A 21,704-nucleotide genomic window follows, 5' to 3' on the forward strand; every position below is an offset into this window, starting at 1 on the left:
CGCGCGCTCGGCCACAGGATGTGCGGCACGCCGTGCCTCGTGACGTCGTCGGACGGGTGCGACTCGTCGCTGCTTCCGTCACCGCGTCCTCAAACGCCGGACAGGCTGGAAAGTGCGGGCCCGGCCCCAGGATGTGCGGCAGGCCGTGCCTCGTGACGCCGTCGGACGGGTGCGACTCGTCGCCGGTGCCGTCACCGCGTCCTCAAACGCCGGACAGGCTGGAAAGTGCGGGCCCGGCCCCAGAATGTGCGGCTGGCCCTGCCACCCGACGCCATCAGGGCAAGTGCGACCCGTCGCTGGTCCCGTCACCACGTCCTCAAACACCGGACAGGCTGAAAATGGCGGACGGGCGCACCCGTTGACATCCCCCAACCCCCCGATCAGACTCGGGAACGCGAATGTGAACGCCCGTTCACCACAGGCGGGGGCGCCGGCGCACCGGCGCGTTCTCGCCACCCGCGCGGCCCCGCCCGCGGAGCGCCGCCGGAAAGGATCTGCCATGGCCAAGGACGTGTACGTCGTCGACGCGGTGCGCACCCCGATCGGCAAGTACGGCGGCGCGTTGGCGGGCGTGCGCCCCGACGACCTGGCCGCGCACGTCGTGCGGTCGCTCGTCGCGCGCACGCCGCGGCTGGATCCGGCCCGCATCGACGACGTCGTGTTCGGCAACGCCAACGGCGCGGGCGAGGAGAACCGCGACGTGGCACGGATGGCCGTCCTGCTGTCCGGGCTGCCGGTCACGGTGCCCGGGGCGACCGTCAACCGCCTGTGCGGTTCCGGGCTGGAGGCGGTCATCCAGGCCTACCGCGCGGTGGCACTGGGCGACGCCTCCGTGATGATCGCCGGCGGCGTGGAGTCCATGAGCCGCGCCCCCTGGGTGGTGCCCAAGCCGGAGCGGGCCTTCCCCACCGGTCACCAGGAGATGTACTCGACGACGCTGGGCTGGCGCATGGTCAACCCGGCGATGCCCGAGGAGTGGACGGTCTCGCTCGGCGAGGGCGCCGAGTTGATCGCCGACCGGCACGGCGTCACCCGGGCCGCGCAGGACGCCTTCGCGCTGGCCAGCCACGAGAAGGCGGCGCGGGCGTGGAAGGACGGGGCCTACGACGGGGAGGTGGTGCCGGTACCGGGCACCGATCTGACCCGCGACGAGACGATACGGGAGAACACCTCCCTGGAGGCGCTCGGCCGGCTCAAGCCCGTCTTCCGCGCGGACGGCACGGTCACGGCGGGCAACGCCTCCCCGCTCAACGACGGCGCCGCCGCGCTGCTGCTCGTGGACGAGGAGGGGCTGCGGGCCGTCGGACGCGATCCCCTCGCCCGGATCGGCGCGTCGGCCGTCACGGGCATCGAGCCGCAGTTCTTCGGACTCGGCCCGGTGGAGGCGGTGCGGCGCGCGCTGGACCGCGCCGGGCGCCGCCTCACCGACCTGACCACCTTCGAGCTGAACGAGGCCTTCGCCGCCCAGGCGCTGGGCTGCCTGGCGGCCTGGCCGGAACTGGACCCCGCCGTGGTCAATCCGCGCGGCGGCGCCATCGCCATCGGCCACCCGCTCGGCGCGTCCGGCGCCCGGCTCGCCGGGGCCGTCGCCCACCAGCTCGCCGCCGCCGGTACGGGCACCGGTCTCGCCGCGCTGTGCATCGGCGTGGGGCAGGGACTGGCCCTCGTCCTGGAACGGTAGCGACGGCACTCCCGGGGGCGGCGCCCTTCCGACGGTGAGAACGGCACCAAGGAAGCCGCGGCCCCGTCCAGCCCACCGGATCACCCGGTCCAGGCCAGCCGACGGGCGGCAAAGCCGAGCACCAGCAAAACCAAGCCGCGGACCCACCCCCGCCCCCCGCATCACCCAGGCCGGGCCAGCCGACGAGCGGCAAAGCCGAGCACCAGCACGTCGAGCACCAGCAGGGTGACGACTTCGAGGGCGCCGGGCGGCGTCCAGCCGCCCCAGTCGAGCACGGCGGGGGTGATGGTGGGGGCGTGGTGCTGCACGCAGTGGTGCATCAGGTCGACGCTGTACGCCACGGGGTTGAGGGCGGCGAGCGGGTGCAGCCAGCCGGGCAGGGCGGACAGGGGGAAGAAGGCGCCCGAGAGGAACACCAGCGGGAGCATGGCCAGGCTGAGCAGGATGTGGAAGTTGTCCAGGCTGCGGATGACGACGGCGGGCAGGCAGGACAGGGCGGCGAGGGTGAAGGCCGTCAGCAGCATCAGGGCGAACAGGCCGGCCAGCAGCGTGGGGGCGTAGGGCAGCGCGGAGGTGCCCACGAAGGCGAGGAGCACGGTGCCCTGGGCGGTGGCGACGGCCGTGCCGCCCAGGCAGAGTCCCGTCAGTACGGTGCCGCGACGGGCGGGGGACATGAGCGTCTCACGCAGGTAGCCGCTGTCGCGGTCGGCGATCAGGCGGACGCCGACGCCGATGGAGGACGTCTGGAGCGCCGTGACGAGGATGCCGGGGAACAGGAAGGTCCGGTAATCGCCGCCGGTGGCCGTGTCGGGGATGAGGGCGCCCAGCCCACCACCGAGGCTGAGCAGGAACATCAGCGGCTGGACGAGCATCAGCCCGGCCTGGACGGGTTGGCGGACGAGCCGCAGCAGGTCGCGGTGGACCAGGCCGCACACGGTGCGCAGTTCCCGGGCCAGTGGGCCGGCGCCGCGGGTCGGGGTGGCTGCGCGCCGGTCGGGGGATGCGGTGGAGGCGGGAACGGTCACGGTGGGGTCCTCATGGGTGCGGGCGGGGGCCGGGCCCGGGTCAGGGCTCCGTTTCCGGCTGTCCGGCGCGGATGCTGCGCCCGGTGTGGTGGAAGAAGACGTCGTCGAGGCCGGGCCGGGTGACGGTCAGGGCGTGCACGCCGATGCCGCGGGCGGTCAGGGCGGCGCACAGCCGCGGGACGGTGGCCGGGTCGGCGGGGACGCGGAAGGCCAGGCCGCCGTCGGGCCCGGCCACGGGGTCCAGGCGCAGGTCCTCGCGCGCGGCGGCGGACGCGGCGCGGTCGTCGGCGGTGCGCAGGTGGAGGCGGTCGTGGCCCACGGCCGCTTTGAGGCCGTCCGGGGTGCCGCAGGCGACGACGCGGCCGTGGTCCATGATGGCCAGCCGGTCGCAGCGCTCGGCCTCTTCCAGGTGGTGGGTGCTGACGAAGCAGGTCGTGCCCGTTCGGGCGCTCAGGTGGACCAGGTGGTCCCAGACGCGGGCGCGGGCGTGCGGGTCGAGCCCGGTGGTGGGTTCGTCCAGGAACAGGACGCGGGGCTGGTGCAGCAGGGCGCGGGCGATCTCCAGGCGGCGGCGCAATCCGCCCGAGAGGGTGCGGACCTTGTCGCGGCGCCGCTCGGTCAGCCCGGCCAGGGCCAGCACCTCGGCGGTGCGGGCGCGGGCGCGCGCCCGGGAGAGCTGGTGCATCCGGGCGTGCACGTACAGGTTCTGCGCGAGGGTCAGGTGGGGCTCGGCCGCGGTGTGCTGCAGGAGCAGCCCGACGCGGAGCCTGACGTCCCGCGGCTGGGTGGCCACGTCGGCGCCGGCCACGCGGGCGTGCCCGGCGGTGGGCCGGGCCAGGGCGCACAGGAGCGCGATGGTGGTGGACTTGCCCGCTCCGTTGGGCCCCAGGAACCCGAAGACCTCCCCCGGGCGGACGGACAGGTCGATGCCGCGCACGGCGTGGTGGCCGGGATAGGACTTGGCCAGCCCGCGGGCGTGGATGGCCAAGGGCTCGTGGCCGGCCACCGGCACGGGCCCGGACGCGCGGGCGCGCGGCCCCGGGCCACCGCCGGGTGCCCCGGACGGGTGGGCGGCCGGCCGGGTGGTCACGGCGTCCCCGCCGGCGGGACGGTGAGCACCGGCGTGTAGTGGTCGGCGGCCTGCGGCTCCCCGATGGGGCGGCTGCCGACGGTGACCCAGGCGTGGGCGCTGAACGGTTCGGTGCGCACGCCGGTGCACCAGGTGGGCCAGGTGCCGCGCAGCCGGCACAGCAGGGTGGTGGCCAGCGAGCGTTGCAGGCAGCCCTGGTCGGTGGCGCAGCGGCGGCTGACTCTGACGACGGCGCGCCGGGCGTCGAGTGCCTGCGGGACGCTCGCCGGGGGCGCGCCGGTGCGCAGCAGGCACAGGGTCCGGGCGATGCGGTGCGGGGAGCGGGTGGCCAGCAGTCGGGCGGCGGTGACGGCCAGCAGCGCGGCCGGCCAGCGCCGGGCGGGCAGGGGACGGCGGGGGGCCAGGGTGACGTCGTGGCTCATGGGTTCGGGTCCTTCACCGGAGTACGGGAGGGATGCGGGAGGAGTACGGAAAAGATGCGGCGGGGCCCCGCACGAGCAGTACGGGACAAGTGCGACGGAACCCCGCGAGAAGTACGGGAGGAGTGCGGCGGGGCAGCGGGAGGAGTACGGCGGGGCCGGGCGAGGAGTACCGGAGGAGCGACGGGTGGGCGGCGTCACCCGGTCGCCGGACGAGGCCCCATCGGAACCCATTGGAGGTCCCGTCGGAACCCATCGGAGGCCCCGTCAGACCCCATCGGACCCCCTCAGACCCCGCCCAGGCCCACCAAGGCCCACCGACGCAGCAGCCCGCCGAAGCCCCCCGGAGCCTCACTCCCCCGCCGTCAGCCCCGCGTCCCGCAGGGCCCGTACCAGGGCGGCCACATCGGCGGCGGCGCGGTCGGCGGCGGACGGGTGGCGGTCGGTCAGGAAGAGGGCGGCCTTCTCGCGGGAGGTGCCGTCGAGGAGGGCCCGCAGGATCAGCGCGGCGGTCGTGTTGAGCTGCCAGTACCTGCCGGTGCGCCGGTCGAGGAGCACCATGCCGTCGGAGGTCTCGGCGGCGGTCACGTGGTCGTGGAGGGAGAAAGGAGGATCGGTCATGGGGGACGCCTTCGGAGGGAGGGGGGAGAGACGCGGGAACGGGAGAAGGGGGCGTGGGTCGTAAGGGCGGTGGCCGAGAAGGGGGGCCGGAAGTCCGGCACCCCGTGAAGTGGGCCGAACGGTCGAGAGGGAGGGATCACGGTCGGGAACGGTCTCGCGCGGCCCCGCAGGGGGCCGCCGACGGTTCGGGCGCGTCCCACGGCGGCGCCGCCGCGGCGCGCAGCCACACCTCGCAGGCGAGCGTGGCGTCCAGCGGGGCCAGCGTCCGCGCGGTGGGGTGCGGGCGCAGCAGTGCCGCGCGCAGGGCGGCGACGTCGATCAGGCCGTGCCGGGCCAGGTAGGACTCCCCCGCCAGGTCGAGCAGGTCCGCGCGGTGGCGCCGCAGCCCTTGGTGGAAGTCGGCGCTGAACTCCCCTTTGGTGGTGCGGTCGAGCAGGGGCGCGGGGAGCAGGCCGTGCATCGCCCGTGCCAGGAGCGGCTTGTAGCGGTCCGGGCGGTTGCGGTCTTCCGGCCGGACCGCCAGCGCCGCGTGCAGGACCTCGTCGTCGAGGAAGGGCAGGGTCAGCCGGGCGCCCGCCGCGGCGCTGATCCGCTCGGCCTGGCCGGCGATCACGCCGGTGCACCGGGCCAGCAGCAGCACCTCGTGCTGTTCCCGCCGGGGTGCCAGCGGCGGGACCGGCCCGGCCGCCGCGCGCTCCAGCACCGCGCGCGCCGCGGTCACCGCGTCCGCGGTCGCCCACGGCGGCATCCGCAGCGGCGGCACCCAGGCCGCCTCCACGCCGGGGCGCGGATCGGGGTGCGGCGAGGTCAGTTCCCTGGCTCTCCGGGTCACTTGGCGGGCCGGGTCGTCCCGGTCTGCCAGCGCCCGCAGCGTCGCCGGCCAGGAGCCGCGGGCCATGATCCGGTAGGCCCGTACCTGCCGCCAGCCGGCCAGCGGGCGGCTGCGGACGAGGTCGTGCAGGTGGGTGTGGCCGCCGGGGCGGAAGAGTTCGTCCCCGCCGTGCCCGGCCAGGTGCAGCCGCGAGCCGGCCTCGGCGGCGGTCCGGGCGACGTGCGCGACCCGGGCCCGGCTGCGGATCCATCCGAACGGTTCCCCGGCTTCCGCCCCGTTCGCGGCGGTGCGCGGGTCGAGCCCGGCGAACATCGCCGGCCCGCTCTCCACCGGGTCCACCAGGTGCCGGGCGCGGGGCAGCCGGGCGGCGGCCAGGCCGGCGTACCGGGCGTCGTCGTTGCCCGCGTCGCGCTCGGCCCAGCGGTAGGTCACCAGGTCGGCGGGACCGTGGGCGGCCAGGAACGCCAGGGACGAGGAGTCCATGCCGCCGGAGAGGTCCGCGCTGACCGTCCCGCCGTCCGCGACCCGTGCCGCCACCGCGTCGGCGAGCGCCTCGCGCACCGCGGGCGCGCCCTCGGCCAGTGTCAGGCGCGGTTCCGGGGCGCGCCAGCGGCGCCGTTCGGTGGCGTGGCCGTCCGGGCGCAGGTCGAGCCAGTGGTCGGCGGGGACCGCGCGCACGCCGCGCCAGGGCACGCTCTCGTGCAGCGGGAAGGGCATCGTCGCCCCGGTCAGCCGCAGCGCCAGCCACTCCTCGTCCCACGCGGCGCGGGTCAGGCGGGCCAGCACCTCGGGCCGGTCGGCCGCGACGGCGGTGCCCTGGACGCGGGTGTGGAACACCCGGCGGACCGCCGCCAGCGTGCCCTGGACGCGGACCCGTCCGGCCACCGAGGCCGCCAGGTGGAAGCAGCCCGGCAGGCCGTCGGCGACCGCGCCGGCCTCGTCCGCCGTCCGCGCCCGGCCCAGCCGGTCCCGCAGCACGGCGGCGGTGGCCGGGCAGGTGCCGACCACCGCCGCGCGGGCGTCGCCGGCCGCCGCGAGCGTCAGCGCCTCCGCGGGCCAGCGGCCCATCAGCCACGGCCGCCCGGAGGCGTGCGGGATGACCCTCGTGGCCAGCGGGCGCAGGGCGCGGGACGCGGGAAGGGCGCCCTCCCCGTCCGGGAGGACGACGAACCACGCGCCGCCCGGCACCGCGTGTTCCCCGTTCAGGACCGGTAGTAGCTGTAGGAGTCGACGATGCCCCGGCTGACCGGGCCGAGCGTCACCTCCGTGAATTCACCGGCTTCCACCATCGTCGGCGGCTCGTACACCTCGATGGCCTGCTGCTCCATGAGGAAATCCTCCTTCGTGCGGGGACGGTGCGACCCGTCCGCACCGCCGTTGCCCGTGGTGTGCCCGGGCACGGAAGCCACGAAAGACCGATCAGTGAGCAAATGGCACAAACCACACTTCATGCTGCAAGAGAAGCACGGGGGAACTCCCCTTCACCGCCCCTCGCCTTGGATGCTGCGGGCGCACTCCCGGCTCGCGCACCGGCGCGCGTCGGGAGTGCGCCGACCGGGCCGGGCGGCCTTCGCCACCGGCCCGGCCCCGGACGCGTGGGATCCGTCGGCGGTGACCGCGAGGCCCGCACCCGGCCTCGGACGCCCCGCGCCCCCGTCGTCTCACAGGCGCAGCGGCAGCCGGTTCAGGCGCCAGGTGCCGAACAGCGGGACGCGCTCCAGCTCGTCCGGCGCGACCGCCAGGGAGACCCCCGGGTAGCGCGCCAGCAGCTTGCCGATCGCCACCTCGCCCTCCTGGCGGGCGAGCGAGGCGCCCAGGCAGTAGTGCATGCCGTGGCCGAAGCCGACGTGGTTCTCGGCCTGGCCCTCCGGGTGGCGGGTCAGGTCGAGGCGGTCCGGGTCGGTGTAGTGCCGGGGGTCGTAGTTGGCGGAGACCAGCACGGCCTCGACCGCCTCGCCCTTCTTGATCCGCGTGCCGGCGAGTTCGACGTCCTCGGACGCGTACCGCACCTGCGTCGCCTGCACCGGGCCGCACCACCGCATCAACTCGTGGACGGCGCGCGGCATGAGGCCCGGGTCCTCCTTGAGCAGCCGGAGCTGGTCGGGGTGGGTCAGCAGCGCCGCCGTGCCGTTGGCGATCAGGTGGGCGGTGGTCTCGTGGCCGGCCAGGACCAGCGTCAGGACGAGGGTGACCAGTTCCACGTCGCTCAGCCGCGCGCCGTCGTCGTCGTGCACCTTGATGAGGTCGCTGAGCAGGTCGTCGGTCAGCGTGGTGCGCCGCTCCCCGATCAGCGTGTGGAGGTGGTCGATCATGGCCGGGAACGTCGTTCCGAGCCGTTCCGGTTCCATCGACACCAGGTCCGTGCCCCACTGGCGCCACTGCGGGCGGTCCGCTTCGTCGATGCCCACCAGCTCGCAGATCACGGTGATCGGCAGCGGGTAGGCGAAGTGCGCGATCAGGTCCACCACGCCGTCCTCGGCGTGCCCGGGGAGCCGGGACAGGAGGTCGTCGGCGATCCGCTCGACGCGCGGCCGGAGGTCCATGATCTTCCGTGCGGTGAACGCCCGGGAGACCAGGCGGCGGAGCCGGGTGTGGTCCGGGGCGTCCTGGTTGAGGATGGAACTGCGCATGTAGACGCGGTACTCGGGCGCGATGCCGAGCATTTCCAGCGTCCGGGTCACCGGGTCCTCGGCGTCCGGACCGAAGATCGTGGTCGGGTTGTTGACGAAGCGCGGGTCGCGCAGCACTTGGCGCACGTCGTCGAAGCGGGTCACGAACCAGACGGGGCTGTCGTCCACGAACCGGCCCCGGACCAGGGGGCCTTGCTCGCGGATCTCACCGAAGCCGCGGAACGGGTCTTCGACGAACCGCGGGTCCATGATGTTGGGCTCGTCCGGGTGCTTGCCGACGTGGGCCTGGAGAGGGTTGGCGGAGGAAGCGGGAGAAGCGGACATCGTGGGTCTCCTGGTGAGTGAGGTGAGTGGTACGTGTCCGGGTTTCCGAGGGGGTGTCGCGCCCGAGGCAGGGGTGGTTCGCCGTGGGCGCGCGTCGCCCGACGGGACGTCCGTCAGGCGCGGAGGTGCCGGCGCATCTCCTGTTGCACGGCCTCGTGGATCCGCTCGTACAGGGCGACGATCTCGGGCGCCGCGGCGGTGAGGGCCGCGGTGGCCTCGTCCAAAGCGGCATCCTCCGGGCCGTCTCCGCGGGTACCGTCCGGGCCCGACGGCGGCGCGGGGGCGGCCGGGGTCTCCAGCGCGTCGTGGACCGTGCGGGCGAGGAGCCCGGCCCGCACCTCAGGAGTGTCCGGGGCGCGGTCGGCGAGCAGCACCTCGGCGGAGAAGAAGCCGGACGACATCGCCAGCAGGGCGTAGTGCTGGTGCGCCACCTCCATGTCGGTGCGCACCAGGCCGTGATCACGCAGGATCTCCAGCTGGCGGCGGAGGCATCCGTGTGTCTCCTCGATCAGTTCGGCGTACTCCTTCTTGGCCACGCCGTTGAGGCGGCCGAGCACGTCGCCGTCGTCGAGGTAGAGGGCGCGCAGCACCGGATCGCCCGCGGTGTCCAGGAAGGCGCCGCTCATCATCCGGCTGAGCAGGATCTCCCGGGGGTCCGCGCGCAACCGCTCCAGTTGGCGGCGGTGGCCGCGCATCTTCGCTTCCAGGACGACGCTCAGAAACAGCGATTCCTTGGTCTTCCAGTGCAGGTAGACCGTTCCCTTGCCGACCTCCGCGCGCCGCGCGATGTCGTCGATGGTGACGCGCTGGTAGCCCCAGGCGAGCAGCAGCTCCCGCGCGACCCGGAGTATCCGCTCGCCTCTTTCCGTGTGATCCACGGACTGTCTCCCTCCCCGCCCGCACGCCCCGTGAGCCGACCGTCCCTTGGGACGGCGACCGGGCCCTGACTCCGTGACCGGATTCGACATCCGGTCACGGAGTCAACGTACGTCGCGGGAACCGTCGGCGGACAGGCGTTTTCCGGCCACGCGCCCGGGCCGGACACGGCCCCAACCGCGCATGGGAGCACACGAGTTGACGAGTTCCCGGCACGCCGTCACCACACCGGCAGCCCCGCCACCGGCCCGCCCTCCGGCCGCGGGCCGAAGATGCGCCGCTCCTCCTCGGCGATGGGCAGGTCGTTGATGCTCGCCTCGCGGCGCCGCATCAGCCCGTCACCGGCGAACTCCCACAGCTCGTTGCCGTAACTGCGCCACCACCGCCCCGCCCCGTCGTGCCACTCGTACTGGAACCGCACCGCGATCCGGTCGCCCCCGAAGGACCACAGCTCCTTCCGCAGCGCGTAGTCGCGCTCGCGGGACCACTTCTCGCGCAGGAAGTCCACGATCTCCGCGCGGCCGGTGACGAGCCGGTCGCGGTTCCGCCAGACGGAGTCCTCGGTGTAGGCGAGCGCGACGCGCTCGGGGTCGCGGGTGTTCCACGCGTCCTCGGCGGCCCGCACCTTCCGGAGCGCGGTCTCCTCGTCGAAGGGCGGGAACGGGGGGCGGGGTGCTGTCATGACGGGCTCCTCTGCTCGTGGCCAACGGAGGCGGACACGAGGAGAACGCACGTTCTCCTCGCTCGCGCTACTCTAGAGAACGAGCGTTCTCAACGGAAGCGCGATCGGTGACGGGAGGGCACGCATGGACCAGGACGAGGCACGCTCGCGGCTGCTGGACGCCGCCGAGGAGCTGTTCTCCGCGCGCGGCGTGCACGCCGTGGGCATGGACGACATCCGGGCCGCCTCGGGAGTCTCCTTGAAGCGGCTCTACCAGTGCTTCCCTTCCAAGCACGACCTCGTGGAAGGCTGGCTGCGCCGCCGCGACACCCGCTGGCGGGCGGCGCTGGCCACCCACGTCCTCCGCGACGCCGGCGCACCGCGGGACCGCGTCCTGGCCGTCTTCGACTGGCTGCACGCGTGGTGCGCCGGGCCCGGCTTCCGCGGGTGCGCGTTCGTCAACACCTTCGGCGAACTGGGCGCCGTCGCGCCCGGCGTGGCCCGCGCCGCCCGCGACCACAAGCAGGCCGTCCGGGAGTACCTGACCACCCTGGCCCAGGACGCCGGCGCGGCCGACCCGGCGGCGCTGGGCGAGCAGTTGACGCTCCTGGTCGACGGAGCGATCACCACCGCCGCGATCGGCGGCGACCCGGCGGCGGTCGGGCACGCCCGCGCGGCGGCACAGACGCTCACGCGGGCGGCGACGGCCGGCCGACGGAACGGCGACGTGGACAAGGGGTGAGAGGGCCGGGGCCCCTCGGGACCCCTTGCCGGGCTTCTTCCGTGTGCGCCGTTCGGCGGGGCCGTCCTCGGCGCCCGGCGCGCGGCGGGTTTGCGTATACCGCCCCCGGGCCGTGGGTCAGCACACTGACGGCCGGGGACGCGTCCCCCGCGCCCGGGTGCCGCCGGCCCGGCCTGCGGCACCGGCGCCCCACCGCTCTCCTTACGGAGGTCACCCATGACCGAGGACAGCACGGCGCAGGACCGGCAGCTCCTGCGCGACTACGCCGGAGAGACCCGCGACCCGCACGTCACCGCACTCATGGGGGAACTGCTGCGGCACCTGGACCAGGTCGACTTCGCCCGGACAACGGGCCGGACCGGGGGCAACACCCGGGGGCTCGGGCAGGGGCGGTACGCCGTCTCCTACGCCCACGGAGCACAGATGACGCGCGCCGATCACCTGGCCGTGCTGGTCCACGAGCTCACGCACGTCGCGGTGGACCAGGCGTACGACTCCGAGATGCTGAACTTCCCGGCCCCGGCGCTCTCCACCGCAGAACGCCAACGGGTCCGCGAGGAGACGCCGGGGCGCGAGGAGGACTTCCAGAACGCCCGGCTGCGGAACACCGGCCGTCAGCAGCGGGACGCCTTCGTCGGCCTGGTCGTCGCGAACGGGCAGCGGCTGGTGCGCGAACTGCCCTCCTCCGGGCTGTCCGCCGAGCGGCAGCGGATGGTCCGCGAGAAGCTGACCTCCCACCTGCAACCACGGCCGTTCCACGAGTACGACGGCGTGCTCTCGCACCTCCTGACGTGGTGCGACCTGGACGGGGCCGACCGGTCCTCGGCCTTCTACCGGAGCCTGAGCGCGATGGTGGACCAGGCCGCCGCCTGGCGGGCCGCCGGGCAGATCCGGACGCCCCGGCGCCGTCGCGGGCTGTTCAGCCGGCTGGGCGCCACGCTGCGGAAGCTGACACGGGGATTCCGGCGGTGAGAAGGGCGGGCCCGCCGCCCGGGAGCGAGCGGCGGGCCCGGTTTCGAGGGCCGGGGAGCCCCGGTCCCCCACCCCGGTCCGCCGGCCCGCGCCCGGTGGGTGTGCGGGGCCGGGCCGGCGGTGTCTCTTCTTCACCGTGACGCCCACGGCGGCGGTGCCGCCTCCGCCGTGGTGCGCACGGCTCTTCGCCACCGTGGTGCCCACGGCTCCTCACCCGCCGTGGCACTCCGGGCGGAAGCCGAAGACCATCCGATCGCACAGCGGGCCGGAGGCGTCGAAGTTGAGGCGCCGCACGTCGCGCCGCTCGTCCGGGGCGAACGAGGTCCTGCCGTGCAGGATGGCGCAGTTGTCGCCGATCAGCACGTCACCGGCCTCCAGCCGGAACCGGAGGTGGTTCTCCGGCGCCGTGAAGAAGCGGCACAGTTCGCGGAACTGGTCCCGCACGTCGGAGCGCGGGACCACCTCCGAGACCCCGTCCTCCATCCGGAACTTGATGGAGCACGTGCCGTGGTCGCGCCGGAAGACGGGCTGGGTGCTCGACTGCGTCGTGCGGGTGATGGTGAGCGCGTCGGGCTCGGTGAGGCCCTTGATCCCGCCGGGGAACCTCCGCTCCAGGTGTTCGTAGGCGGCCTGGCCGCTGGCGAGGACGGACAGTCCGCCGCGGGCGGCCGGGGTCACGCACTGCAATGTGATGATCTTCTCGGGGTCGTCACGGAACGCGCCGTCCGTGTGCAGCAGGTGCTCGGCGCGGGTGGAGCCGAGGAACCCCGCGACGCGTTTGAAGGGGTTGATCGCGACGACCCCCTCCTCGTCCGCCCGCGGGTGCGGGGTGGAACGGCCGAAATACCGTTTGAGCTCCAGCAGATCCCGGCGGCTGTCGGTGCGGTCCCGGCACCGGAGGATGACGAATCCGTGGCGGTTGAACGCCTCGACCATCTCGGCGCACTGGTCCGCCGTCATCCGGCGGACACAGGGAACCTCCACGGTCTGTACGGCGGGGGAAAGGCGGGCGTCGAACGGGCGGCGAACGGTCTCAACAACCTCCATGACGGCGAGGGGCCTCCCAACATGGGCATTGACGGTGGCGGAACGCGTCCGCCGGGGGACGGGAGCGGGCGCCGTTCATACGGCCTCCACCGGAGCCGCGACGGTGGACAGCCAGCTTTTCAGCACGACGTGCGCCATTTCCTCGGCTTCCCGCTGGTTGTGCCGCACGTCGGTGAGCCATTCCGACCCGCCGTGCGAAGCCCGTCGCTGGAAGGCGACGATGGCGTCGTCGTCGGCGGGGTATTCCGCGCCGTTCTCCATGCGCAGCATGATTTTCGCCAGGAGTGCGGTGGATTTGTAGAGCGTGCGCATGTCGGGGTCGTCGCGCAGAAGTTGCCGGCGAATTCCGATGGCGGCCTGAACGCCGTCGCGCATGCTGGCGGCCAGGTACGTACCCGCGTCCGGCACCGGGAGGTCGAGATCCGGACTGCACCACAAAGGAGCCATGCCGCTGAGGGTGAGGACGTGCATCAGGCGTGACGGCAGGGCGCCCACCCGGAATTCGTCCTGGGTCAGCACCGTGACGCCCATCCGGACGCCACCCAGTTCGTCCTCCAATTCGGCCAGTGCGCGCCGCAGCGGGGAAAGCCGGTCCTGCCCGGCGAGCACCAATACGTCCAGGTCGCTCCAGCCGTGCTGGTACTTCTTCCTGGCCACGCTTCCGGTGAGCGCGAGGAGGTCGACGAGGGGCGGTGTTCCGGTGAGCCGGGCCATGAGCGCGGACAGATAGGACTGGAGCCGGACGGGAAGCCCCAAAGCGTCGACCGGCACCGGTTTCGGCCGCCGGAACGTCCAGACCTTGTCCAGGGCGATGCGGTCCAGCCGGCGTTCCAGACTCAGGCGCGCCCAATCCGGGGTGGGGAACGCGGTGGTCCCGGCCGGTGTGACACCGGCGCGGGGCCGGATCACGATATCGCCGTGCTCGGTGTCGCCCTGGGCGGAGGTGGCCGACGGCTTTTCCGGGATTTCGCGCGGGGTTTCCGCGTTCTCGCGCGGGCTTTCCGTGTTCTCGCGCGGGGTTTCCGGGCGGATGACGCGGAGTTGGGGTCCCAGGATCCGGTGCAGGGCCGCGGCGGATTCGTCGTCGGGAAAGGGTTCGATGGAGACGCGGTCAAGGAAGGGGTGCGCGGTGCAATAGCGGTCGAGGCTGTCGGTGACGAGTTCCGCCCGGGTGACGGCGTCGGACGATGTCGCGCCGGTGCCGTCCGGTGTCCGGCGCCCCGCCTCCTCCAGGAGGTAATCCATGGTCAACCGGGCGTAACCGCGGCGGGTCCGCAGGTATTCGCCGGCGGTGTTCCGGCCGCTTTCGGACGGGCCGCCGAGCGCCAGGACCTGGACGTCGGCGAGCGCGCGCTCGGGCACGGCGTCGTTCCAGGCGTGCAGCCGGCGGCGCACGTCGTCCTGGACGGCGATGACCGGCCGGTCGCCGACGACGACGGTCGCGCCGAACCGGTCCGCCGCGGCGAGCCGGCGCAGTTGGTCCTCAAGACACCGCTGGTAGAGCGCGCGCCCGTGCGAGGGCAGCGCCGCGTGGCCGGGGTCGGCGGCGGAATCCTGGGCGCGCAGCAGGAGGATGCCGTACTCGGTCTCCTCCACCGCACGGAGGTCGGCGCGGAACGGTTCCAGCAACTCGTGCGCCCGCTCCGCGGCGCGCGCCGGATCGCGTTTCTCGCGGACGGCGACGGTGGCCGCCACGGTGGCTTCCAGCAGCGGAATACCGCGGTCCACACAGCGGATCGGCGCGGTCCGGGGTGTTTGCGCGCGCGTCAAATAGGAACAGGCGAGGACGTCCGTCAATTCTTCGAGGGAAGCGCGCCGGAACCACCAGTCCGGCACGCCGTTTTCCTTGATGGCCGCCCACCGGGGGTCGTATCTGTCCACGGACGAGGAGAACTCGATCAGCGGAGCGGCCCGGCGAGCCAGTATACGGGCGTGGGTCTTCTTCCCCACCGCCTCGGAACCGCTGAAAGCGATCACTCGGGTCGCTGTCCCGGCCTCGGTGAGCAGGTTCTCGGACATGCTCTCTCCTCCGCTGTTTTCCGATCGCCACGCCATCGCGTCCGACACGTCAGGTGACCTGTGCGGCCGGGGGCGGATGCGCCTCGGACGTGTTCGCGCGGATGCCTACCCGCATTCCCGGGAACGGCTGCCCGGCATGTCGCGAATCACTTGTTCGGACGATGACACGGACCGATCATGAGTTAAGGAGGAGCATAGGCACGGCTTACTTTCATTCCGGGGATTTCCGGCCGGTGTCAGGGAATCGGCCCGTCTCGTTCACTCCGCTGGTTCCGTGCGAAAGCCCCGGGTATTCGGCAGAGGCGCGGTACCGGGCGCGCTTTCCCGGCGGCTTTCTCCGGTGCCTTTCCGGCGTCTTACGGACCGTTCCCCGGCGGCTTACGGCGCGCTCTCCGGCCACGCCGTCACACCGGTACGCCGTCCTCCCGCTCCATGGGAGCGCGGGCCAGCAGCAGACCGACGGCCGCCGCCGCCCCGAGGGAGACCAGCCCCCCGCTCAGGAAACCGACCCGGGCGCCGCAGGTCTGGGTGATCCAGCCCACCAGCGGCGCGGCCAGCGGCGTGCCGCCCATAAACACGATCTTGTACAGGCTCATCACCCGTCCGCGCATCGCGGCGTCGGCCGTCGTCTGGACGTGCGCGTTGGCCGTGACGGTCACCGTCAGCCCCACCATGCCGACCAGGACGAGCAGCGCGGCGAACACCCACAGGGCGGGCGCGAGCGCGGCCCAGATCTCCAGCACCCCGAACAGCAGCCCCGAGCCGATCAGCACCCGCCGGGGCGAGGTGGTGCGCCGGGCCGCCCACAGCGCCCCGACCAGCGCGCCCGCCGCCATGAGGGAGTTGAGCAGGCCGTACGTCCCCGAGCCCGCGTGGAAGACGTGGACGACGAACGCGGTCAGCCAGATGGGGAAGTTGAAGCCGAAGGTGCCCACGAACGCGACCAGCACGATCGGCCAGAGCAGGTCCGGGTCCCTGGCGACGTATCGCAACGCCTCTCTGACCTGGCCTTTCCCGCGGGGCGCGCGCTCGGACTCGTACAGTTCGCCGGTCCGCATCAGCAGCAGCCCGACGAGCGGCGCCACGTACGACAGGCCGTTGAGGAGGAACGCCCAGCCGCTGCCGACCGCGGTGATCGTGACGCCGGCCGCGGCGGGGCCCAGGAGCCGGGCGGACTGGAAGTTGGCGGAGTTCAGGCTCACGGCGTTGCGCAGGTCCTCGGGACCGACCATCTCGGCGACGAACGCCTGCCGGGAGGGGTTGTCGACGACGGTGACCACGCCCAGCACGCCCGCCAGGAAGTAGACGTGCCACACCTGGACCTGCCCGGACAGGACGAGGGCGCCCAGGGCGAGCCCGGTGAGCCCCAGGGCGGACTGCGTGATCAGCAGCAGTTTGCGCATCGGGAAGCGGTCCGCGAGCAGTCCGCCGTACATCCCGAACAGCAGCATGGGGAGGTACTGGAGCGCGATGGTCACGCCGACGGCGACGGACGAGCCGGTCAGCTCGACCACCAGCCAGTCCTGGGCGATGCGCTGCATCCAGGTACCCGTGTTGGAGATCGCCTGCCCGATGGCGAACAGCCGGTAGTTGCGGTTCCGCAGGGAGTCGAAGATGCCCCGCGCCGCGCGGCGCTCGCCCTTCGCGTCCGTGGTCGGCAGCGCCGCGGGGGCCGGTCCCGATGTTTGCGTCACAGTGCCTGTGCCTCCGGTCTCGGCGGGGCACGGTGCGGCGGCCGGGGAGCCTTTGGACGGTTCGGTGCATGCGCTGTGGACGAGCCGGGGAAACGCGGCCGACGCCGCTTTCCCCTTCGCCTGCTTTCGCTTCGCCTTCTTCGCCTTCGCGGTCGCCTCTGTCTCGGCTTCTCCCTCGCCGTCACGGCCGTGCGTCCGTGGAATCGATCTGGAATGGTGGCGCACCGCGCGGCGCGTAGGTGCCCGAAGCCGCACCGCGCACGGGAAGGAATTAGCCCCACGACGTAGTGCGATGGGCGCGCCGCGTGTCTTTGCCCGCCACCGTCCTCATATCCTGCGCCTCATGGAGAGCCGGGGCCACCGGCGGACTCCATTACACCGGCCATTCCCCGGGGGATGATTAGGCCGGACGGGCGTATCGGGATGACGCCGGACGGATTACGGCGGATGGGAATGCCGCTTTGCCGGGAACGGAATACGGCGTGCCTTCGCCGTGGTATCGCGGCGTGCTTCGCCGTAGTACCACGGGGTGCCTTTGTCGTGGCATCGCAGGGTGCCTTTGCCGTGGTACCACGGGTGCGGAGTGCCGCGTTACCCGGACGGGGCGACAGGGATCGCCGGAGGCAAGGGTTTCAAGCCCATTGGGTGATGGCCGGCCGGTGCCGCACGACGTATCCCCGGCCCCGCTCGCTCACCCTTTCTCGTCGCCCGGCTTCCGGCTCGGGCGTACGTGGCGCCGGTGGACCTGTTTGCGCTCCCGGTTCTCCTCCGGCGAGATCTCCAGGCCCTCCAGGGCGTCACCGTGTGCCGTCCCGCTCTCCGCCTGATAGCCCTCCAGGGCGCTCGCGGTACCCGGCACCACCCGGCCGCGTTTGGCGCGGGTGTCCTCGGTGTGCGACTCGGGCTCCTTGGCGGGGCGGCCCATCGCCTCGGGGCGCGGTTCTTCCGGCTTCGGCTGTTCCATCGTGCGTACCTCCGGCCTCGTCGGCTCGTGCGCGCGCCGGGTACCCCGTTCCGCCTGCCGGAACACAGCGGGCGGCCGGGGCGGGGGCCTGTGCGCCTCCCGGGGCCGGCGGCCTCGTGAGCCTGGGCGCTTTCGCGCTTTCCGGAAGTTGGCAGCCGGTGGCGGGGTTGGGGTCGCCGGAAGGGCGGGACGCTGTTTTCGAGTCCTTGTTCCCCCTGTTCTTTCGACCCCTCGGCCCTTCGCTCCTTCGCTCCTTCGCTCCACTCGCCTCTTTCCTCCCTCGCCCCCTCGCCCCTCTTCGAGATCTCGTTCTCACAGGACGTCACCCATGAGTCACTTCTCGGCCGCACCGGAATCCGCCGCCGCCCTCGCGGCCCTGGTCCGGGAGGCCCCCGAACGCTTCGGACTGCCGCATCCGTCCCCCGGCGCGCGCGTGCGCGTCCGGCTGCTCGGCCAAGGGGAGAGCTACACCGCCTGGCTGCTGACCGGGGGCGCGGCGGTGCCGCTGGTGCTCCGGGTCCCCCGGCGCCCGGTGTCCGAGCTGCCGCGGCCCATGGGGCAGGAGTTCGCCGCCCTCTCCGCCGTGCCGGACGGTATGGGCCCCGCGCCGGTCCGCTTCGAAGCGGACGAGGACAACCCACTGGGCACGCCGTACCTGGTGACCGGCTACATACCAGGGCGGGAGCGGCCGTCGCAGGCGTGGGACGACCGTCTTCTGACCGCCCATGTCCGTCAGATGGCCCGGCTGCACGGCCGGATCCACGACCGCCGCGGACCGATCGGCGCGGCGCCCGGCGACGCGCCCCCGGCACGCGAGACTCCGGGGTCGGCGTCGCCGCACCCCTCTCCGGCCCGGCCGGGCGTGTCGCTGACCGACGACCTCGCCGACGGCCTCTCCTGGTGGCGGGAGGCGCGCCCCGACGTGCTCGCCGATCCCGAGGTGTCCCGGCTGCTGCCCAGGGTCGTGGCCTTCGTCGGCGCGGCGGCCCCGGCGTTCGCGCGGCTGGAGCGGTTCGTCCTCGTCCACGGTGATCTCGTCGTACCGAACGTCCTGGTCGACGGAGCCGGCCGGCCGCGGTACATCGACTGGGAGTGGGCCGAGATCGGCGACCCGGCGCAGGACCTCGCCTATATCGGCGGCTATGTGGCGGCCCCGCCCTGGTACGTGCCATTGGACCGCCGCCGGATCCGGGGCCTGCTGGTGGAGTACCTGCGGCGGGTCGCGGCGGAACGGACCGGCGCGGCGGCGGATGGCGGGTGCGCCGACTCGGACGGCCCGGAGGGCCCGGACGCCCTGGCCGACCTGGAGATCCGGCGTGACGCCTGGGAGGTGTACGAGCGCTTCCTGTCCTCGCTGCACTTCCGGACCCGGCGGGGCACTCCCGAGGACCGCCGCTCGGGGCGCTACACCCACGCCGTCGCCCGGCTCACGGCGGGGCTGGAATCCCGTCTGGGCTGATCCTGCGGATTTCGCACGCCCCGGGTGCCCTCGGCCCCGTGAAAACCTCGCCCTGGGGGAAGCGGCCCGTGAATTCCCCCGTACGGCGGAACTCCCCGCCCGATTCCGGGGAACCCGGAGAGTTCTGCCGTCCCGCCTTTCTTCCCGCTTTCGCCGTCCGTTTCCGAACTTGCCGCCCCACGCCCACGAAAGAGGGTAATGCGGGCCTCTCCTCGCCGGTGTGCGATACCAACTGAGGAGCGGAACCGGTTCTCGGAGGGCACGCGAGGCACGAGGCACCTGGGACGCATGTCATATAGGAGTTCTGGGCGCCCCGCCACGCGCCGTACGCCTGGCGGGTGGGAAAGGTGTGGAAGTGGCGACGCAGACGGCGCAGCCGGATCTGACGCAGGAGCGTCCACCGCGCAAACCCGGCGTGGGCGCGGTGCTGGTCGATTGGATGACCACCACCGATCACAAGAAAATCGGCGCCCTGTATATGGTGACGGCGTTCCTCTTCTTCATTTTCGGTGGGCTGCTGGCGCTGACGATGCGGTCGGAACTGGCCCGTCCCGGTACCCAGATCGTGTCGAACGAACAGTTCAACCAGGCGTTCACGATGCACGGCACGATCATGATGCTGATGTTCGCGACGCCGTTGTTCTCCGGTTTCGCCAACGCCATCATGCCTTTGCAGATCGGTTCGCCCGACGTGGCGTTCCCCCGGCTGAACATGCTGTCGTACTGGCTCTACCTCTTCGGCTCGCTGGTCGCGGTGAGTTCGTTCGTCATGCCGCAGGGCGCGGCGAGTTTCGGCTGGTTCGCCTACACCCCGCTGTCGGACCAGATGCACTCGCCGGGGTCGGGCGGTGATCTGTGGGTGATGGGCCTGGCGCTGTCGGGGTTCGGCACCATTTTGGGTTCGGTCAATTTCGTCACGACGATCGTGTGCATGCGGGCGCCCGGGATGACGATGTTCCGGATGCCGATCTTCACCTGGAACGTGCTGCTGACCAGCGTGTTGGTGCTGCTGGTGTTCCCCGTGCTGGCCGCCACCCTGTTCGCTTTGGAACTGGACCGGAAATTCGGGGCGCACATCTACGATCCCGCGAACGGCGGGTCCTTGTTGTGGCAGCACCTGTTCTGGTTCTTCGGCCATCCCGAGGTCTATATCATCGCGCTCCCGTTCTTCGGAGTCGTCACCGAGATCATTCCGGTGTTCGCGCGCAAACCCGTCTTCGGTTACGTCGGGCTCATCGGGGCCACCATCTCCATCACCGGGCTGTCCCTCACCGTGTGGGCGCACCACATGTTCGTCACCGGCGGGGTGCTGCTGCCGTTCTTCTCCTTCATGTCGTTCCTCATCGCCATTCCCACCGGGGTGAAGTTCTTCAACTGGATCGGCACGATGTGGCGCGGCTCGCTGTCGTTCGAGACGCCCATGCTGTGGGTCACCGGATTCCTGGTGACCTTCCTCTTCGGCGGGCTGACGGGCGTCATCCTCGCCTCGCCCGTCATGGACTTCCACGTCAGCGACAGTTACTTCGTGGTGGCGCACTTCCACTACGTGGTCTTCGGCACCGTCGTGTTCGCCATGTTCGCCGGATTCCACTTCTGGTGGCCGAAGTTCACCGGCAAGATGCTGGACGAACGGCTGGGCAAAATCCACTTCTGGACGTTGTTCGTCGGCTTCCACTGCACGTTCCTGGTCCAGCACTGGCTGGGTGCCAACGGTATGCCCCGCCGTTACGCCGACTATCTGGACGCCGACGGTTTCACGGCGCTCAACACGTTCTCCACCGCCGGTTCGTTCCTGCTGGGCCTGTCCACCCTGCCCTTCGCCTACAACGTCTGGAAGACCGCGAAGTACGGCGCCAAAATCGACGCCGACGACCCGTGGGGATACGGCCGCTCGCTCGAATGGGCCACGTCCTGCCCGCCGCCCCGGCACAATTTCGTCACCCTGCCGCGCATCCGCTCGGAGGCGCCCGCCTTCGACTTCCACCACCCCGGCATCGCCGTCCTCGACCAGAAGGAGGCCACCGGGCAGCGGGACGTCATCGACTCCCCCGAAGGCGAGGGCGACCGCGACCGCGGGCCGCGGAGCGGGGGCGGGAGCAGCAGCTGATGCCGGGTGAGGACGGCCGGGAGGCGGCCGGGAACGGCGCCGTGCTGCCGGCCCACGACGCGCACGACACGGCGCGCGGGATCGCCCGCGTCGAGGGCTACCTGCTGTGGCAGGCCGAACGGGACCGGGCGCGGGCGGAGGCCGAGGAGTTCGCCGACCGGATGCCCTGGCTGACCACCGCCCAGCGCGAGGAGGTCACCCGGCTGTACCGCGAGCAGCGCCTCGTCGTGGCCCGGCAGGTGCTGCGCGCCATCGCCGACCGCTGCGAGGAACTGCGCGAGGAGTACACCGCCCGGTACGAGACGCTGCGCCGCCGCCTCGTCCGGGCGGGCGTGGCCACGCTGCTGGGCGCCGTGGCCCTGTTCGTGTGCGCGCTGACGCTGGTGTCGGCGCGCTGAGAAGCGCTGAGGGGCGCAGAAGGAACGGTGGGGGGAGAGGGCGGGCGGGAGTCTCCCGCACACCGCCCCCCCCGCACCCCCCCCCCCCCCGAGGGCCGCCCCGGGCCCCCGCGCCCGGGCGGCCCCGCCCGTGCGCGCCGCCC

General features: G+C 72.7%; 19 protein-coding genes. 6 read left to right on the forward strand and 13 right to left on the reverse strand.

What is annotated here, in order from left to right:
• Positions 1 to 499 precede the first annotated feature (499 nt).
• Positions 500 to 1,681: a thiolase family protein gene (locus ABZX96_RS35545; RefSeq protein WP_355552916.1), complete on the forward strand. Its 1,182-nt coding sequence runs from the start codon at positions 500 to 502 to the stop codon at positions 1,679 to 1,681.
• 161 nt (positions 1,682 to 1,842) lie between these two features.
• On the opposite strand, the gene ABZX96_RS35550 is transcribed toward ABZX96_RS35545, so the two are convergent.
• From ABZX96_RS35550 to ABZX96_RS35590, 9 genes are all read right to left on the reverse strand, one after another.
• Complete coding sequence (locus ABZX96_RS35550) at positions 1,843 to 2,706, reverse strand: ABC transporter permease (RefSeq protein ID WP_355552919.1); 864 nt, start codon at positions 2,704 to 2,706, stop codon at positions 1,843 to 1,845.
• Positions 2,707 to 2,746: 40 nt separating this feature from the next.
• Positions 2,747 to 3,712: an ATP-binding cassette domain-containing protein gene (locus ABZX96_RS35555; protein WP_355552978.1), complete on the reverse strand. Its 966-nt coding sequence runs from the start codon at positions 3,710 to 3,712 to the stop codon at positions 2,747 to 2,749.
• Positions 3,713 to 3,792: 80 nt separating this feature from the next.
• A complete protein-coding gene (locus ABZX96_RS35560; protein ID WP_355552922.1) occupies positions 3,793 to 4,218 on the reverse strand; it encodes a lasso peptide biosynthesis B2 protein in 426 nt (141 codons plus the stop codon).
• A gap of 348 nt (positions 4,219 to 4,566) precedes the next feature.
• Entirely contained in the window at positions 4,567 to 4,836 is a 270-nt protein-coding gene (locus ABZX96_RS35565) for a lasso peptide biosynthesis PqqD family chaperone (protein WP_355552925.1), read from the reverse strand.
• A 136-nt stretch (positions 4,837 to 4,972) separates the two neighbouring features.
• Complete coding sequence (locus ABZX96_RS35570) at positions 4,973 to 6,856, reverse strand: asparagine synthase-related protein (RefSeq protein ID WP_355552928.1); 1,884 nt, start codon at positions 6,854 to 6,856, stop codon at positions 4,973 to 4,975.
• A 14-nt stretch (positions 6,857 to 6,870) separates the two neighbouring features.
• On the reverse strand, positions 6,871 to 6,996 hold the full coding sequence (locus tag ABZX96_RS35575; protein WP_355552931.1) for a lasso RiPP family leader peptide-containing protein: 126 nt from the start codon (positions 6,994 to 6,996) through the stop codon (positions 6,871 to 6,873).
• Between the two features lie 333 nt (positions 6,997 to 7,329).
• Positions 7,330 to 8,622, reverse strand: coding sequence for a cytochrome P450 (locus ABZX96_RS35580; RefSeq protein WP_355552933.1), 1,293 nt, complete (start codon positions 8,620 to 8,622; stop codon positions 7,330 to 7,332).
• 113 nt (positions 8,623 to 8,735) lie between these two features.
• Positions 8,736 to 9,500, reverse strand: a complete 765-nt coding sequence (locus ABZX96_RS35585) for a helix-turn-helix domain-containing protein (RefSeq protein WP_355552936.1) — start codon at positions 9,498 to 9,500, stop codon at positions 8,736 to 8,738.
• Between the two features lie 218 nt (positions 9,501 to 9,718).
• Positions 9,719 to 10,180 (reverse strand): nuclear transport factor 2 family protein, encoded by a 462-nt coding sequence (locus tag ABZX96_RS35590; RefSeq protein ID WP_355552938.1) that lies wholly within the window; start codon positions 10,178 to 10,180, stop codon positions 9,719 to 9,721.
• A 124-nt stretch (positions 10,181 to 10,304) separates the two neighbouring features.
• Here ABZX96_RS35590 and ABZX96_RS35595 point away from each other — a divergent pair, with 124 nt between their 5' ends.
• Both ABZX96_RS35595 and ABZX96_RS35600 read left to right on the forward strand, forming a co-directional pair.
• Positions 10,305 to 10,901: a TetR/AcrR family transcriptional regulator gene (locus ABZX96_RS35595; protein ID WP_355552941.1), complete on the forward strand. Its 597-nt coding sequence runs from the start codon at positions 10,305 to 10,307 to the stop codon at positions 10,899 to 10,901.
• Between the two features lie 216 nt (positions 10,902 to 11,117).
• A complete protein-coding gene (locus ABZX96_RS35600) occupies positions 11,118 to 11,873 on the forward strand; it encodes a hypothetical protein (RefSeq protein WP_355552944.1) in 756 nt (251 codons plus the stop codon).
• 210 nt (positions 11,874 to 12,083) lie between these two features.
• On the opposite strand, the gene ABZX96_RS35605 is transcribed toward ABZX96_RS35600, so the two are convergent.
• From ABZX96_RS35605 to ABZX96_RS35620, 4 genes are all read right to left on the reverse strand, one after another.
• Positions 12,084 to 12,920 (reverse strand): TauD/TfdA family dioxygenase, encoded by an 837-nt coding sequence (locus ABZX96_RS35605; protein ID WP_355552947.1) that lies wholly within the window; start codon positions 12,918 to 12,920, stop codon positions 12,084 to 12,086.
• A gap of 75 nt (positions 12,921 to 12,995) precedes the next feature.
• Positions 12,996 to 14,939 (reverse strand): nucleotidyltransferase domain-containing protein, encoded by a 1,944-nt coding sequence (locus ABZX96_RS35610; protein WP_355552950.1) that lies wholly within the window; start codon positions 14,937 to 14,939, stop codon positions 12,996 to 12,998.
• A 404-nt stretch (positions 14,940 to 15,343) separates the two neighbouring features.
• Positions 15,344 to 16,600: an MFS transporter gene (locus tag ABZX96_RS35615; RefSeq protein ID WP_355552981.1), complete on the reverse strand. Its 1,257-nt coding sequence runs from the start codon at positions 16,598 to 16,600 to the stop codon at positions 15,344 to 15,346.
• A 724-nt stretch (positions 16,601 to 17,324) separates the two neighbouring features.
• Positions 17,325 to 17,597 (reverse strand): hypothetical protein, encoded by a 273-nt coding sequence (locus tag ABZX96_RS35620; protein WP_355552953.1) that lies wholly within the window; start codon positions 17,595 to 17,597, stop codon positions 17,325 to 17,327.
• A gap of 328 nt (positions 17,598 to 17,925) precedes the next feature.
• Here ABZX96_RS35620 and ABZX96_RS35625 point away from each other — a divergent pair, with 328 nt between their 5' ends.
• From ABZX96_RS35625 to ABZX96_RS35635, 3 genes are all read left to right on the forward strand, one after another.
• The gene (locus ABZX96_RS35625) at positions 17,926 to 19,056 is read left to right on the forward strand and encodes a phosphotransferase (RefSeq protein WP_355552955.1); all 1,131 of its coding nucleotides are present in this window, start codon (positions 17,926 to 17,928) and stop codon (positions 19,054 to 19,056) included.
• Positions 19,057 to 19,438: 382 nt separating this feature from the next.
• Entirely contained in the window at positions 19,439 to 21,163 is a 1,725-nt protein-coding gene (ctaD, locus tag ABZX96_RS35630) for a cytochrome c oxidase subunit I (protein WP_355552984.1), read from the forward strand.
• The gene (locus ABZX96_RS35635; protein WP_355552958.1) at positions 21,163 to 21,561 is read left to right on the forward strand and encodes a hypothetical protein; all 399 of its coding nucleotides are present in this window, start codon (positions 21,163 to 21,165) and stop codon (positions 21,559 to 21,561) included. Before ctaD ends, ABZX96_RS35635 begins: the two co-directional genes overlap by 1 nt.
• The last annotated feature ends 143 nt before the right edge of the window (positions 21,562 to 21,704 follow it).

It is taken from the genome of Streptomyces sp. NPDC003077, from assembly GCF_040611095.1.
Classification (GTDB): domain Bacteria; phylum Actinomycetota; class Actinomycetes; order Streptomycetales; family Streptomycetaceae; genus Streptomyces.

What these genes read in the sequence shown, in the direction of transcription:
- ABZX96_RS35625 (WP_355552955.1), top strand. Translation starts at nt 17,926, where the DNA reads ATGAGTCACTTCTCGGCCGCACCGGAATCCGCCGCCGCCCTCGCGGCC.
- ABZX96_RS35605 (WP_355552947.1), bottom strand. Translation starts at nt 12,920, where the DNA reads ATGGAGGTTGTTGAGACCGTTCGCCGCCCGTTCGACGCCCGCCTTTCC.
- ABZX96_RS35590 (WP_355552938.1), bottom strand. Translation starts at nt 10,180, where the DNA reads ATGACAGCACCCCGCCCCCCGTTCCCGCCCTTCGACGAGGAGACCGCG.
- ABZX96_RS35595 (WP_355552941.1), top strand. Translation starts at nt 10,305, where the DNA reads ATGGACCAGGACGAGGCACGCTCGCGGCTGCTGGACGCCGCCGAGGAG.
- ABZX96_RS35560 (WP_355552922.1), bottom strand. Translation starts at nt 4,218, where the DNA reads ATGAGCCACGACGTCACCCTGGCCCCCCGCCGTCCCCTGCCCGCCCGG.
- ABZX96_RS35610 (WP_355552950.1), bottom strand. Translation starts at nt 14,939, where the DNA reads ATGTCCGAGAACCTGCTCACCGAGGCCGGGACAGCGACCCGAGTGATC.
- ABZX96_RS35620 (WP_355552953.1), bottom strand. Translation starts at nt 17,597, where the DNA reads ATGGAACAGCCGAAGCCGGAAGAACCGCGCCCCGAGGCGATGGGCCGC.
- ABZX96_RS35545 (WP_355552916.1), top strand. Translation starts at nt 500, where the DNA reads ATGGCCAAGGACGTGTACGTCGTCGACGCGGTGCGCACCCCGATCGGC.
- ABZX96_RS35600 (WP_355552944.1), top strand. Translation starts at nt 11,118, where the DNA reads ATGACCGAGGACAGCACGGCGCAGGACCGGCAGCTCCTGCGCGACTAC.
- ABZX96_RS35580 (WP_355552933.1), bottom strand. Translation starts at nt 8,622, where the DNA reads ATGTCCGCTTCTCCCGCTTCCTCCGCCAACCCTCTCCAGGCCCACGTC.
- ABZX96_RS35575 (WP_355552931.1), bottom strand. Translation starts at nt 6,996, where the DNA reads ATGGAGCAGCAGGCCATCGAGGTGTACGAGCCGCCGACGATGGTGGAA.
- ABZX96_RS35565 (WP_355552925.1), bottom strand. Translation starts at nt 4,836, where the DNA reads ATGACCGATCCTCCTTTCTCCCTCCACGACCACGTGACCGCCGCCGAG.
- ABZX96_RS35635 (WP_355552958.1), top strand. Translation starts at nt 21,163, where the DNA reads ATGCCGGGTGAGGACGGCCGGGAGGCGGCCGGGAACGGCGCCGTGCTG.